Genomic DNA, 13,622 nt, shown 5'->3' on the forward strand with positions numbered 1-13,622 from the left:
GCGGCCGGACCCAGGCCAGGGCGAGACACCTACGACACCGCCCGGGAAGCCGGCCGGCTCGCCCGGATGCAGGTCCCCGGCATGGGACCGCTGTGGATCGCGACCCGGCACGAGGACGCGCGGGAAGTCCTGGGCGGCGGCCGGTTCGCCGTGAACAGCGGCAGCTTCCTGCGGCCACCGGGCATCCCCGAGCACTGCCTGCGCTACCTGCGCACCATGGCCGAGATGGAGGGCCCCGAGCACCTGCGCCTGCGGACGCTCGCCGCGCCGGCGTTCACCGCGAGCCGGGGCCGGGCGTTCCGGCCGCGCATCCAGCGGATCGTCGACGACCTCCTCGACGCCCTGCCCGAGGGCGAGGTCGACCTGCTGGAGCACTTCGCGCAGCCGTTGCCGATGGACGTGATCTGCGAACTGGTCGGCGTCCCGGCCGCGGACCGTCCACAGTGGAGGGAGTACGGCGCGGCCGTGGTCGGCGGGTTCGGGAAAGCGTTCCCGGACGCCATCCCGCGCATCGTCGAGGGCGTCCGGGCGGCCGTCGCGCACCGCCGGTCCGAGCCCGGCGACGACCTGATCTCGACCCTGCTGGAAGTCCGCGCCGACGACGGCGACCGGCTGACCGACGACGAGTTGGTCACCCCGGTGTGCACCTGGTCCTGGCCGGGCAGACGCCGACCAACCTGATCGCCAACGCGGTCGAGGTCCTGCTCACCCACCCCGACCACCTCGCCGCGTTGCGCGCCGACCCGTCCCTCATGCCCCGGGCGGTGGAGGAACTGACCCGCTGGGCCGGTCCGCAGCTGTTGACCACGCCCAGGTTCGCCCTGGAGGACGTGGTCTTCGACGACGTGACCGTGCGCAAGGGGGAACCGGTCAGCGCGGCGATCATGGCGGCCAACCGCGACCCGAGGGCGTTCGCCGACCCGCAGACCCTGGACCTGACCCGGTCCGGCCCGGGCCACCTCGGCTACGCCCACGGCCCGCGCTTCTGCCTCGGCGCCGCGTTCGCCCGCGCCGACACGGAGATCGCCCTGACCGCGCTGATCACCCGCTACCCGGACCTGGCGCTCGCAGGCACCCCGGAACGCAGCCCGGACCCCGGCACCTGGCGACTGACCACCCTGCCGATCACCCGCTGGCGCGGTGGCCGGAAACGTCGCCGGCGGGCCGGGAACTGATCGTTTCCGTCCTTGAACACTCGATCGAAGGGGGTCACCGTGGAGGGATGTCGTCCGTGGTGAAGAACGCAACGCTGCTGTTCCTGGGGCGCACCATCGTCCGGGCGCAGGCCCTGCTCGGGGACCCCGCCGCCAAGCTGTTCGGGATGAGCCCGTCCCGCGACCCCTACCCCGCCTACGAAGCGGTCCGTGCGCGCGGGACGCTCGTGAAGAGCCGGATGGGCCTCTACCTCACCGCCTCGCACGAGCTGTGCCTGGACCTGTTGCGCGACCCGGACTTCGGCACCCTGCCCGCGGGCGCGCTGTCCCCGGTCGACTCCAACGCCTACGTGGACGGCAGACGACTGGTGAACCCGGTCGAGGAGTCCTTCCTGGTCCGCAACCCGCCCGACCACACCCGCCTGCGCCGCCTGGTCGCGCCCTGGTTCACGCCGAAGGGGCTGCGCGCGCAGGCGGCCACGGTGGAGCGGGTCGTGGAGGAGTACCTGGACGAGGCCGCGTGCGGCGGCGCGTTCGACCTCGTCGGGGACTTCGCCGCGCGGGTGCCGATCCAGGTGATCGCGGACCTGTTGGGCGTGCCGGGCGCGGACCACCAGGCGTTCGCCCGTTGGGGCGGTGCGCTGGTCAATGCGCTGGACGGGGTGCGGGACATGGGCGAGATGCGTGCGCTGCACCAGGGTTTGCGGGAGTTCGAGGCGTTCTTGGACGAGTTGGTGGAGCACCGGAGGCAGACGCCGGGCGACGACGTCGTCAGCATGTTGGCGGCGCACGACGACCTGTCCCGCGAGGACCTGATCGCGACCACGGAGTTGCTGCTGGTCGCCGGGTTCGAGACGACCGTGAACCTGATCGGCAACGCGGTGCTGGCCGTGCTGGCGCACCCGCAGGTCCGGGACCGGCTCGTCGAGGACCCGTCCTACGCGGACGCGGTGATCGAGGAGACCCTGCGGCTGGACCCGCCCGTGCAGTACACGGTGCGCGTCCCGTTCAAGTCGACGCGGGTGGCGGGCACGTGGATCCCCAAGGGCACACCGATCATGCTCATGCTGGCCGCCGCGAACCGCGACCCGGCCGTGTTCACCGACCCGCACCGCTTCGACCCGGGCCGGGCGGACGGTCGGGAGCACCTGGCGTTCTCGTCGGGCATCCACTACTGCCTGGGCGCGGGCCTGGCCCGGATGGAGGGCGCGGCGGCGCTGCGCGGCCTGTTCCGCCGGTTCCCGGACCTGCGCGCGGCCGGCCGGGTGCGCCGGCGACCGTCCCGCGTGATCCGCGGCGCGGCGAGGTTTCCCGTGCACACCGGGACCGCGAAACACCACACGATGGTGGAAACCATCAGCTGATCCACAGGATTTTCGGGCATGCTGGTACGCGCGTGAGGCGACCCGCCGCACCGCCGCCGCGGCGGGTCGCCTCGCGTCCTGAAGCGCCTCAGTCCACGCCGTGCATCAGCTTGCGGATGTTCTTCGTGCCCGCCGCCAGCAGCAGGCCCAGCGCGATGGACACGCCGCCCAGCACGCCGAAGTACGCCACCGCGTTCTCGTCGCTGTAGAACCGCACCACGATCGCGCCCACGCCCTGGCCCGCGGCCGATGCCAGGAACCACAGCCCCATCGTCTGCGACGCGAACGCCCGCGGCGCGAGCTTGGTGGTCACCGACAGACCCACCGGCGACAGCAACAGCTCACCGGAGGTCATCACCGCGTACATCCCGATGATCCACAGGAACGACGCCCGCACCGCCGGGTCGCCCTGGCTGGCCACCATCATCAGCACGTACGACAACCCCACCAGCAGCAGCGCGTACGCGAACTTGCGCGGCGTCGACGGCTGGCGCTTGCCCAGCTTCACCCACAGCAGCGCGAACAGCGGCGCGAACAGGATGATCATCACCGGGTTGATCGACTGGATGAACGACGCGGGCACGTCGAAGCCCAGGAAGTGCCGGTCCAGCCGGGTGTCGGCGAACGCCGCGATCACGGTCGCGCTCTGCTCGAACAGCAGCCAGAACATGGCGGCGGCGATGAACAGCGGGATGTAGGCGGTCAGCCGGGACCGCTCCACCGGGGTGGTCTTCGGACTGCGCATCATCACCACGAAGTAGCCGATGGGCAGCACCACGGACGCCAGGCTGATCAGGTTGATCACGCCCTCCCCGCCCACCAGCCCGGTCACCACCAGCAGCGCCACCACGGCCACCGCGCCCAGCGAGAACCCGACGATCCGGCCGATCAGCGCACCGCGCTCCGCCGCGGGCAGCGGGTTCGGCGGGACCAGGGCCGCGTCGCCCAGGTTGCGCCGGCCGAACCGGTAGGCGATCAGGCCCAGCGCCATGCCGACGGCCGCGGCGCCGAAGCCGAAGTGCCAGTCGACCTCTTCACCCAGCCACCCGCACACCAGCGGCGCGAGGAAGCCGCCGAGGTTGATGCCCATGTAGAAGATCGTGAAACCGGAGTCCCGGCGCGGGTCGTCCGCCGCGTACAGGCCGCCGACCACGGTGGAGATGTTCGGCTTGAGCAGGCCGGTGCCGAGCACGATCAGGATCAGGCCGGTGTACACGCCCGCCACGCCGATCGGCAACGCCAGCGCGATGTGCCCGAACATGATCAGCACGCCGCCGTAGAACACCGACCGCTGCCCGCCCAGGACCCGGTCGGCGAGCCAGCCGCCCGCCACCCCGGACATGTAGACCGACGCGCCGTAGATGGCGACCAGGGACAGCGCGAAGCTCTTGTCCAGGCCGAGCGCGCCCTCGTCCACGCTGCGGTACAGGTAGTAGGCGAGGATGGCCTTCATGCCGTAGTAGGAGAAGCGCTCCCACAGTTCGGCGAAGAACAGCGTCGACAGTCCTCGGGGATGTCCGAAGAAGCCGCGCTGCGGAGTGGAAACCGCGCTCGTGGCGCTCACTGGTTCCTCCTGCTGGTGTCAACGATGTCACCCCGGCGTTCCGGGTCACGTTACGCCGTACGGACGTACTGGTTGAAACCGGATGACGGCCAAGTGGCCGAACGCACACGTTCGGAGTGCGATCCCGGGCAACCTTTGGTGCACTCAGGGTGTGGATCTGATCGAGGCTCACGGACGCGCGATGACGGAGTTCGACTCGCGGGTGCGCCGGGTGCGCCCCGACCACTGGGACCTGGGTACCCCGTGCAAGGAGTGGTCGGTCCACGACCTGGTGAACCACCTGGTGTACGAGCAGCTGTGGGCGCCCGAGCTGCTGGCCGGCTGCACGGTCGAGCAGGTGGGCGACCGCTTCGACGGCGACCAGCTCGGCGACGACCCGCTGCACGCGTGGGTGGTGGCCGCGGCGGCGGCGCGGGAGGCGTGGATCGAACCGAAGGCGCTGGCGAAGACCGTGCACGTCAGCTGGGGGCGGATACCCGCGACCGAGTACTGCTGGCAGATGACGCTCGACCTGGGCGTGCACGCGTGGGACCTGGCGCGGGCGATCGGCGTGGACGACCGGCTCGACCCCGACCTGGCGCACACGCTGCTGGAGTACGCCCAGTCCAACGCCGGCTCCTTCGCCGACAGCGGGCTGTTCGACGCGCCCGTGCCGGTGCCCGACGACGCCGACGACCAGACCAGGCTGGTGGCGATGCTGGGCAGAACGCCTTGAGTGTTCGCGGTGCAGAGTGGACCCCGTGTGATCTGTCGTGGGGGGGAAACCTGTCGGAGGCTTCCCCCCACGACCTGTTCCTTGACCCCGAGCGGGGCGTCCCGGAGGCCAAGATCCCGCCCGAACCCGGTGGCGCGCGTCCCGCTCCGCGGATCTCCCCCAGCTTCGCGGAGCGGGACGTGCCTCCCCCTGTGGTGTGCCCAAGTCCCCGACGCCTCGGGGCACACCACAGTGATAGCCCTTCGCGGTTGTCCGGTGTCGACGGCCGGACACCTGACAACGATCGCCTGACAACGACGTCGGGCCCCGCCCGCGGGTGTGCGGGGGGGCCCGACGGGTGGCGGACGGACCAGCGTAGATCAACGCCCGCACCTGCGTGAAGGCGTGACCAGAGGGTGCCGGCGCCGGTTGAACGGGGCGAAAAGCCCAGGTGAAGGCCTGGTCAGGGACCGCTGACGCCCGGGGTCCAGCTCTCCGGGACACCGCTCTCGGTGAGCACGAGCTGCCAGTCGGCGAACCCCTGCGGGGCGCCCGGCTGCCACGGGAAGACGCCGTCGACGGTCGGGATCAGGATCTGCACGGCGGCGAAGTCGCCCTTGCCGTAGAGGAGGAACGCGCTGCCGAAGAACTCCGGGTAGAAGCCCTTGAAGACCCGTTCGAACGTGATGGGGACGTTGTCGAAGAAGTCGAAGTACAACTTGCCGGGCACGAACCGCTCACCCCGGCTGGCCCGGTCGACGTAGCTGCGGATCAGCACCTCGGCGATGTCCGTGGGCAACCCCAGCACCACGGCTTCCGCCACACCGAACCGCCGCCACGCGCCCACCGAAAACGAGTAGCCCGCACCCTCCCGATCGGCCGCGACGTTGACCACCGCGTGCCCGTGGCGCTCCGCTTGGTCGAACAGCCAGTCGCGCAACTGGGACTCGTGAGGGCTCGTCACATCGGCCATTCTGCCCAACCGCGTGTGACCCCTGCGTACGGTCCGGGGTCACACGCGGCTTCGGGTCAGGCGTCGACTTCGGCCATGACGTCGTCGGAGACGTCGAAGTTGGCGAAGACGTTCTGGACGTCGTCGCAGTCCTCCAGCGCGTCGATCAGCTTGAAGATCTTGCGCGCGCCCTCGGCCTCGAGCTGGACGGTGACCGACGGCAGGAAGTTCGCCTCGGCGCTCTCGTAGTCGTAGCCCGCGTCCTGGAGCGCGGTGCGCACGGCGACCATGTCGCCCGCCTCGCTGACCACCTCGTAGCTCTCGCCGAGGTCGTTGACCTCCTCGGCGCCCGCGTCGAGGACCGCCATCAGGACGTCGTCCTCGGACAGGCCGTTCTTCGGCACGATCACGACGCCCTTGCGGGTGAACATGTAGGCCACCGAGCCCGGGTCGGCCATGCTGCCGCCGTTGCGGGTCATGGCGGTGCGCACCTCGGACGCCGCGCGGTTGCGGTTGTCGGTGAGGCACTCGACCAGGACGGCGACGCCGTTGGGGCCGTAGCCCTCATACATGATCGTCTGCCAGTCCGCGCCACCGGCTTCCTCGCCCGCGCCGCGCTTGCGGGCGCGCTCGATGTTGTCCAGCGGCACCGAGTTCTTGCGCGCCTTCTGGATGGCGTCGTACAGCGTCGGGTTGCCGTCCGGGTCACCCCCGCCGGTGCGCGCGGCGACCTCGATGTTCTTGATGAGCTTGGCGAACAGCTTGCCGCGCTTTGCGTCGAGGGCGGCCTTCTTGTGCTTAGTGGTGGCCCACTTGGAGTGGCCGCTCATCAAAATCCTCCGTCGATTAACTCAGCCCGCGGAGCGGACCATGTCCACGAACAGGCGGTGCACGCGTCCGTCACCGGTCAGTTCCGGGTGGAACGAGGTGGCGAGCACGTGCCCCTGCCGAACCGCGACGATCCTACCGGCGGCCTCTCCGGCTTCGGCCGATTCGGGGACCCTGGCGAGCACTTCCACGCCTTCCCCGGCGCTTTCCACCCAGGGCGCGCGGATGAAGACGGCGTGGACCTGCCCCACACCGGTGAAGTCCAGTTCCGCTTCGAACGAATCCACCTGCCGCCCGAACGCGTTCCGCCGGACCACGATGTCCAGCCCACCGAGCTGGTGCTGGTCGGCGCGGCCGTCGAGGACCTGGTCGGCGAGCAGGATCATCCCGGCGCACGACCCGTAGGCGGGCATGCCCTCCTTGATCCGCTGGCGGAGCGGTTCGAGCAGGTCGAACGTCTCCAGGAGGCGGCTGATGGTCGTCGACTCACCGCCGGGCAGCACGACCCCGTCGACCTCGGCGAGTTCCTCGGGGCGGCGGATGGGGCGGGCGAGCACATCGGCCTCGGCGAGGGCGACGAGGTGCTCACGGACGTCGCCCTGGAGGGCGAGGACACCGACGACGGACACGACTGGTCTTCCTCCTTGTGCAGTACCTCCAGCCTAGCCGGACCACTGAGGGCCTTTCCCACCAGCCGCTTTCGCCCGGTCGGGCGGGGTTGGCGCGGGTGCCGGGCCGGGGCGGGCGGACCGGGGCGGGCGGCCCGAGGCCGGGGCGGGTGGGGCCGGCAGGTGGGCAGATCAGGGCAGCGCCGCCCTGGCTTGTGCGCTACCCGACCTGCCGACCCACCGCGAACCGAGCCGCCCGCGGAAGCCATTTCCGCAGCTCAGAGCGTTACGGCCAGCGATTCGAACGACACAAGGGGCGGCCTCCGGCCCCCGCGTCCATGATCGCACGAGCCACCGACAATTCCGGCCGCACCAGCCTGGCAGCAGCCCGGCAGCAGCCCACCAGCCGCCGATCCCCACCGGCCCGGCGGCGAAGCAAGCAGCAGCGAGGCAGCGGCGGCGGCCAGTGCCCCAACCCGGAAAAGCAGGCGGCCGGTTCGGGGCGGGTGCTCGTGGCACTCGTCCGGACCGGCCGCCCGATGTTCCCGCGGTGGGTGAGGTGCTAGTCGCCCACCGCGACCCGTTCCCCGGCCTGGTGGGCCGACGAACGACGGGACTTGACGGCTCGCCAGCCGACCACCAGGACGACCGCGAGCACGGGAATGGACCAGAACGCGATGCGCTCCGCGGTCCCCGCGAAAGCCATCAGCACGATGACCAGCGCAAGGAACCCGAGCGTGGCGTAACCGGTGTAAGGCGCACCGGGCATCCGATAGGACGGGCGCTCGACCTCACCGCGCAACGCCGCCTTCCGCAACCGCAACTGGCACAAGATCAACGTAGCCCATGTGGCCACCACACCCAAAGACGCCACCGCGATCGCGATGTCGAACGCCTCCTTGGGCACGATGTAGTTCAGGACCACACCCGCCAGGTACGCCACGGACGTGAACAGGATCCCGCCGTACGGCACGTGCCGGGCACTCATGCGACCGGTGAACGCCGGCGCCTCGCCCTTCTGCGCCAGCGACCGCAGGATCCGCCCGGTCGAGTACAGCCCCGAGTTGCACGACGACAGGGCCGCCGTCAGCACCACGGCGTTCATCACGTCACCGACCCCGGCGATGCCAAGCGCCGAGAACACCGTGACGAACGGGCTCTCCGCCCCGCTGTACAGGTTCCACGGCAGCAGCATCGCCAGCAGCAGCACCGACCCGACGTAGAACACCCCGATCCGGTACACCACACCGTTGATCGCCTTCGGCATGACCGCCCGCGGGTTCGCGGTCTCACCGGCCGCGATGCCGACCAGTTCGATCGCCGAGTACGCGAAGATCACAGCCTGCAACGTCATCAGCGCGATGCCGACACCGGCCGGGAACATGCCGCCGTTGTCGAACAGGTTGTGCACGCCCGCGGTCTGGCCGCCGACGTCCGCGCTGCCGATCACCAGCGCCGCGCCGGTGAACAGGAACACCACGATCGCGGTCACCTTGATGACGCTGAACCAGAACTCCAGTTCGCCGAACAGCTTCACCGACAGCAGGTTGATCGCCACCAGGGCGCCCAGCGCGATCAGCGCGGTCACCCACTGCGGCAGGTCGGGCAGCCAGCGGTGGACGTAGATCGCCACCGCGGTGATCTCGGCGATGCCGGTCATCGCCCAGTTCACCCAGTACATCCAGCCCGAGGTGAATCCCGCCCACGGGCCGATGAACTCGCGGGCGTATTCCACGAAACTGCCGGCGGTCGGCCGGTGCAGCACCAATTCGCCGAGCGCGCGCATCACGAAGAACGCAGCGATTCCGCACGCCGCGTACGAGAACACCAGCGACGGCCCGGCCTGGGCGAGTCTCCCGCCCGCGCCCAGGAACAGGCCCACGCCGATGGCGCCACCGATGGCGATCATTTGAACTTGACGCTTCGACAGCGCTTTGGTGTAGCCGTCGGCGTCCGGCTCCGTTGCCATCTGCTCATTCATGGTGGCCGGACGTTAGCGGTTCTACACGGCCGCGTAAGAATCGCTTGAGGAAGGCTTGATGTAATCACCCTCACAATCACTCGCAAGGGCCTGGTCGAGATCGTCCCAAATGTCCTCGACGTCCTCCAGTCCGACGCTCACGCGCAGCAGGTTCTCCGGGACGCCGGACGCGATCCGGTCCTTCGAGTCGACCAGCCGGTGGGTCAGCGCGGCCGGGTGCTCGATGAGCGTGTCCACCGAGCCCAGCGACACCGCCGGCGTCACCAGGGTCAGCCGGCGCACGACGGCCGCCGGGTTCTCCCGGGTCGTGAACGCGAGCACCGCGCCGGTCCCCCGCATCTGGGTCCCGATCAACGGTGACTCGACGAGGCTCGGGTGGCGGACGAGCCCCACACCGGGGTGCGCAGCCAACCGCCGCGCCAACTCCACCGCCGACGCCTGCGCCGCCTCGACCCGAAGCGGCAGGGTCGCCAGGCCCCGGTGCAGCAGGTACCCGCCGAGCGGGTGCAGGACCGCGCCGGTGATGATCCGGACCTGGCGCAACGCCCGCGCCACGTCCTCCTCGCACGCCACGACACCGCCCAGCACGTCCCCGTGCCCGCCCAGGTACTTGGTGGCCGAGTGCAGCACGTAGGTCGCGCCCAGCAGGGCCGGGTTCTGCAACACGGGCGTCGCGAAGGTGTTGTCCACCATGACCGGCACGCCACCGGCCTGCGCCACCACCGACGCGATGTCGACCAGGTCCAGGTTGGGGTTGGCCGGGGTCTCCAGCACCACCAGACCGGTCTCGGGCGTGACCGCTTCGGCGACCCGGTCCGCCGTGGCGTACGTGGTGCGCACGCCCAGCAGGCCGGAGGACAGCAGGTGGTCCGTGCCGCCGTAAATCGGGCGCACGGCCACCACATGCGGAAGACCTCGCATCACGCACGCCGCCTGCACGACCGCCGTCACGGCCGCCATGCCGCTGCCGAACGCCACCGACGTCTCGGTGTGCTCCAGCGAGGCCAGCGCCTCCTCGAACCGGGCGACGGTCGGGTTGTGCAGGCGCGAGTACACCGGGGACGCGGCGTGCGCGGCACCCTCCGCCAGGTCCTGGAGGGCGTGGCCGCCCGCGACCTGGTCGGGCACCGGGTAGGTGGTGGACAGGTCGATCGGCGGGGCGTGCACACCCAGGTCCGCGAGGTCACCGCGCCCACCGTGCACCGCCGTCGTTCGCAAGCGTGTCATGGCCGAATCGTGGACTTATCCTCACCGGAACGGCCTTGATTCCGCAGGCCGTTCGGCGGACGAGGGAGTTCACCGCAATGGATTCGATCGACGCGGCCATCGTGCGGGAGCTGCAGAACGACGCGCGGCTGCCCAACAAGGACCTGGCCGACCGGGTCAACGTGGCGGCGTCGACGTGCGTGGTCCGGCACCGGGCGCTGCGCGAGCGCGGCGTGATCACCGGCTACCACGCGGAGGTCGACCTGGCCGCCATCGGCCGTCCCGTGCAGGCCGTGATCGCGGTCCGGGTGCGCCCGCACACGAGGGCCATCGTCGAGCCGTTCATGGAGTACGTGCTGTCGCTGCCGGAAGTGCTGGCACTGTCCCATGTGGCCGGTCCGGAGGACTTCCTGGTCCACGTGGCGGTCGCCGACACCGCCCACCTCCAACGCCTGGTCCTGGACCGCTTCACCACCCGCCGCGAAGTCAGCGAACTGCACACGAACCTGCTGTTCCAACACGTCCGCAAGCACACCGTGCCGCCTGTGGAGGGCCGCGGCCCGTGGTCGTGAGAAAGGGCGACACGCCGCACGGGTGTGTTAGGCAAAGCCATGGCTGACGCACTGCGGGACCTGCTGGACGGGCGTTGGGCGACGTTGCGCCGCACCTCGGTGGAGCTGCTGGGCAAGCTGGAGCCGGTCGGCGAGCTGCCGCGCGAGGAGTACCGGGCGTGGGTGCTGGAGCAGATGCGCGCGCTGGCCGACGGCGGGCACCCGCTGATCGGGTTCCCCGCGGAGTACGGCGGTCGGGACGACGTCGGCGGGTCGGTGGTGGCGTTCGAGGTGCTCGGGTTCGGCGACCTGTCGTTGATGGTCAAGGCCGGTGTGCAGTGGGGCCTGTTCGGCGGGGCTGTGCAGGCGTTGGGGACGAAGCGGCACCACGACGAGTACCTGCCCGGGATCATGAACCTGGACCTGCCGGGCTGCTTCGCCATGACCGAGACCGGGCACGGGTCGGACGTGCAGAACCTGCGCACCACAGCCACGCACGACCCGGAGACCGACGAGTTCGTCGTGCACACCCCGGACCCCTCGGCGCGCAAGGACTACATCGGCAACGCCGCCCGCGACGGCCGGATGGCGGTCGTGTTCGCGCAACTGGTCAGCGGCGGGGCGGAGCACGGCGTGCACGCGCTGCTCGTGCCGATCCGGGACGCCGACGGGCACCCGATGCCGGGCGTGCGGATCGAGGACTGCGGGCCGAAAGCGGGGCTCAACGGCGTCGACAACGGGCGGCTGGCGTTCGACCGGGTCCGGGTGCCGCGGGCCAACCTCCTGGACCGGTACGGGAAGGTCGCCGCGGACGGCACGTACGAGAGCCCGATCGAGGGCGAGAGCCGCCGGTTCTTCACCATGCTGGGAACGCTGGTGCGCGGGCGGATCAGCGTCGCCGGCGGCGCGGGCAGCGCGACCAAGAAGGCGCTCACGATCGCCGTCCGGTACGCGGAGCGGCGGCGGCAGTTCACCCGGCCCGACACCGGCGAGGAGGTCGTAATCCTGGACTACCTCGCCCACCAGCGCCGCCTGCTGCCCGCGCTGGCCACCTCCTACGCGCTGCACTTCGCGCAGGAGGAACTGGTGTCCGCGCTGCACGACGTTTCCGACGACCGGGCGCAGCGCGAGCTGGAGTCCCGGGCCGCCGGGATCAAGGCGGTGGCGACCTGGCACGCGACCGCGACCATCCAGGCGTGCCGGGAGGCGTGCGGCGGGGCCGGGTACCTGGCGGAGAACCTGCTGGCCGGGCTCAAGGCGGACACCGACGTGTTCACCACGTTCGAGGGCGACAACACCGTGCTGCTGCAACTGGTCGCCAAGGGCCTGCTGACCAGCTACCGCGACCACGTCGGCGACCTGGACCCATGGGGCATGGCCCGGTTCGTCGCCGACCAGGCGGTGGGCGTGGTGATCGAGCGGACCGCGGCGCGGGCCATCATCGACCGGCTGGTCAGCGGCAGTTCCGACGCGTTGCTGGACCGGGGCTGGCAGGTCCGCCAGTTCGAGGACCGCGAGCGGCACGTGCTGGAGGGCCTGGCGCGGCGGTTGCGACGGGCGACGGCGGACAACGCGTTCGAGGTGTTCAACGCGGCGCAGGACCACGTGCTGCACGCGGCGCGGGCGCACGTGGACCGGGTGGTGCTGGAGGCGTTCGTGGCGGCGGTGGACCGGTGTCCCGACCCGTCGACCCGGGACCTGCTGGACCGGGTGTGCGACCTGTACGCGCTGTCGGTGATCGAGGCGGACCGGGCGTGGTTCCTCGAACACGGCCGATTGACGCCGGCGCGGGCCAAGGCGGTGACCCAGGCGGTGAACGACCTGTGCCGGCTGCTGCGGCCCGACGCGCGGCGACTGGTGGACGCCTTCGGCGTGCCGGAGTCGTGGTTGAGGGCTCCGATCATCGCCTGAAAAGTCCACAATGGGCCGTATGGACGAGCTGACCGAAGGCCTGGCCGGGTACGTGCGCGCGGTCGCCCAGCAGGTCGGCGTTCCCCCGGAGGGCACGGAGTACGAGGTCAGCGACACCGTCACCGCGTACCTGGCGCTCGCCGAGGGCACCGAACGGGACCTGATGCTGGTGTGGAGCGACGTCCACGGTTGGTCGATCGCGGTGGAGACGGCACCGTTCGAGGCACCCGTCGTGCTGGCCCACCTGGGCCATCCCCTGGTCCCGCCGCCCCGGGTGGTGGCGCGGTTCGTGGCCGACGTGCTGGCCGGGCGGTGCGGAGGGGTCGAGCCGACGGCCAAGGGCAACCGGCAGGCACTGGCCATTCGGCTGCGGCCCTACGCTTAGTTGGGCGGCGTCCGGCAGTCTTCGACGGCGCGGCGCGCTTTGGCCGCGCAGCGGCTGCTTTCCGCTTTCGCTTTTCGCTTTCGCTTTTCGCTTTCGCTTTTCGCTTTTCGCTTTCGCTTTTCGCTTTCGCTTTTCGCTTTCGCTTTTCGCTTTCGCTTTTCGCCGCGCTCCGCGCGGCGGGCCGGCTATCAGCCACGGCGGGGCCTCGGTTCCCCCACCGTATGGCCTGCCCGAAGGGCTACCACAGATTCCCCGGGTGCCGCCAAAAAGTTTTGCGAGGAACGAGCAAAAGTTTTCAGCGGCACCCGGGGAATCTGTGGTTGGCTTTGCCAGGCCATGCGGTGGGGGAACCGACGCCCTTCCTCCCCCATCGGTGGTCTGCCCGCCGGCGAGGCGCTTTTGATCTTGAGAGCGCGCAGCGCGT

General features: G+C 70.6%; 13 protein-coding genes. 7 read left to right on the plus strand and 6 right to left on the minus strand.

The features are described 5' to 3' along the window. Positions 1-81: 81 nt before the first annotated feature. Genes RIN75_RS06245 through RIN75_RS06255 form a run of 3 tightly spaced genes read left to right on the plus strand, consistent with a single transcriptional unit; the run spans position 82 to position 2,518 of the window. A complete protein-coding gene (locus tag RIN75_RS06245; RefSeq protein ID WP_309110806.1) occupies positions 82-681 on the plus strand; it encodes a hypothetical protein in 600 nt (199 codons plus the stop codon). After that, positions 642-1,175 carry a cytochrome P450 gene (locus tag RIN75_RS06250; RefSeq protein WP_309110807.1) on the plus strand — a complete coding sequence of 178 codons (534 nt, stop codon included), beginning with the start codon at positions 642-644 and terminating at the stop codon, positions 1,173-1,175. Before RIN75_RS06245 ends, RIN75_RS06250 begins: the two co-directional genes overlap by 40 nt. A 47-nt stretch (positions 1,176-1,222) precedes the next feature. After that, positions 1,223-2,518 carry a cytochrome P450 gene (locus tag RIN75_RS06255; protein WP_309110808.1) on the plus strand — a complete coding sequence of 432 codons (1,296 nt, stop codon included), beginning with the start codon at positions 1,223-1,225 and terminating at the stop codon, positions 2,516-2,518. Between the two features lie 88 nt (positions 2,519-2,606). Here the strand turns inward: RIN75_RS06255 and RIN75_RS06260 are convergent, their stop codons facing one another. After that, positions 2,607-4,082 (minus strand): peptide MFS transporter, encoded by a 1,476-nt coding sequence (locus tag RIN75_RS06260; protein ID WP_309110809.1) that lies wholly within the window; start codon positions 4,080-4,082, stop codon positions 2,607-2,609. A gap of 181 nt (positions 4,083-4,263) precedes the next feature. Here RIN75_RS06260 and RIN75_RS06265 point away from each other — a divergent pair, with 181 nt between their 5' ends. After that, the gene (locus RIN75_RS06265; protein ID WP_309110810.1) at positions 4,264-4,797 is read left to right on the plus strand and encodes a TIGR03086 family metal-binding protein; all 534 of its coding nucleotides are present in this window, start codon (positions 4,264-4,266) and stop codon (positions 4,795-4,797) included. Between the two features lie 442 nt (positions 4,798-5,239). On the opposite strand, the gene RIN75_RS06270 is transcribed toward RIN75_RS06265, so the two are convergent. From RIN75_RS06270 to RIN75_RS06290, 5 genes are all read right to left on the minus strand, one after another. Then, a complete protein-coding gene (locus RIN75_RS06270; RefSeq protein ID WP_309110811.1) occupies positions 5,240-5,749 on the minus strand; it encodes a DUF4262 domain-containing protein in 510 nt (169 codons plus the stop codon). A 56-nt stretch (positions 5,750-5,805) separates the two neighbouring features. Next, the gene (locus RIN75_RS06275) at positions 5,806-6,558 is read right to left on the minus strand and encodes a YebC/PmpR family DNA-binding transcriptional regulator (protein ID WP_309110812.1); all 753 of its coding nucleotides are present in this window, start codon (positions 6,556-6,558) and stop codon (positions 5,806-5,808) included. A gap of 21 nt (positions 6,559-6,579) precedes the next feature. Next, positions 6,580-7,185, minus strand: coding sequence for a pyridoxal 5'-phosphate synthase glutaminase subunit PdxT (gene pdxT, locus RIN75_RS06280; RefSeq protein WP_309110813.1), 606 nt, complete (start codon positions 7,183-7,185; stop codon positions 6,580-6,582). Positions 7,186-7,726: 541 nt separating this feature from the next. Next, complete coding sequence (locus RIN75_RS06285; RefSeq protein ID WP_309110814.1) at positions 7,727-9,145, minus strand: amino acid permease; 1,419 nt, start codon at positions 9,143-9,145, stop codon at positions 7,727-7,729. A 21-nt stretch (positions 9,146-9,166) separates the two neighbouring features. Continuing rightward, positions 9,167-10,372, minus strand: coding sequence for a PLP-dependent transferase (locus tag RIN75_RS06290; RefSeq protein ID WP_309110815.1), 1,206 nt, complete (start codon positions 10,370-10,372; stop codon positions 9,167-9,169). 77 nt (positions 10,373-10,449) lie between these two features. On the opposite strand from RIN75_RS06290, the gene RIN75_RS06295 reads away from it, so the two are divergent. From RIN75_RS06295 to RIN75_RS06305, 3 genes are read left to right on the plus strand one after another with little or no spacing between them, the layout of a single operon-like run. Then, positions 10,450-10,923 (plus strand): Lrp/AsnC family transcriptional regulator, encoded by a 474-nt coding sequence (locus tag RIN75_RS06295; protein WP_170199195.1) that lies wholly within the window; start codon positions 10,450-10,452, stop codon positions 10,921-10,923. Between the two features lie 39 nt (positions 10,924-10,962). After that, entirely contained in the window at positions 10,963-12,813 is a 1,851-nt protein-coding gene (locus tag RIN75_RS06300; RefSeq protein ID WP_309110816.1) for an acyl-CoA dehydrogenase, read from the plus strand. A 19-nt stretch (positions 12,814-12,832) separates the two neighbouring features. Beyond that, positions 12,833-13,198: a DUF6292 family protein gene (locus tag RIN75_RS06305; RefSeq protein WP_309110817.1), complete on the plus strand. Its 366-nt coding sequence runs from the start codon at positions 12,833-12,835 to the stop codon at positions 13,196-13,198. The last annotated feature ends 424 nt before the right edge of the window (positions 13,199-13,622 follow it).

This window comes from Saccharothrix sp., assembly GCF_031180885.1.
Classification (GTDB): domain Bacteria; phylum Actinomycetota; class Actinomycetes; order Mycobacteriales; family Pseudonocardiaceae; genus Actinosynnema.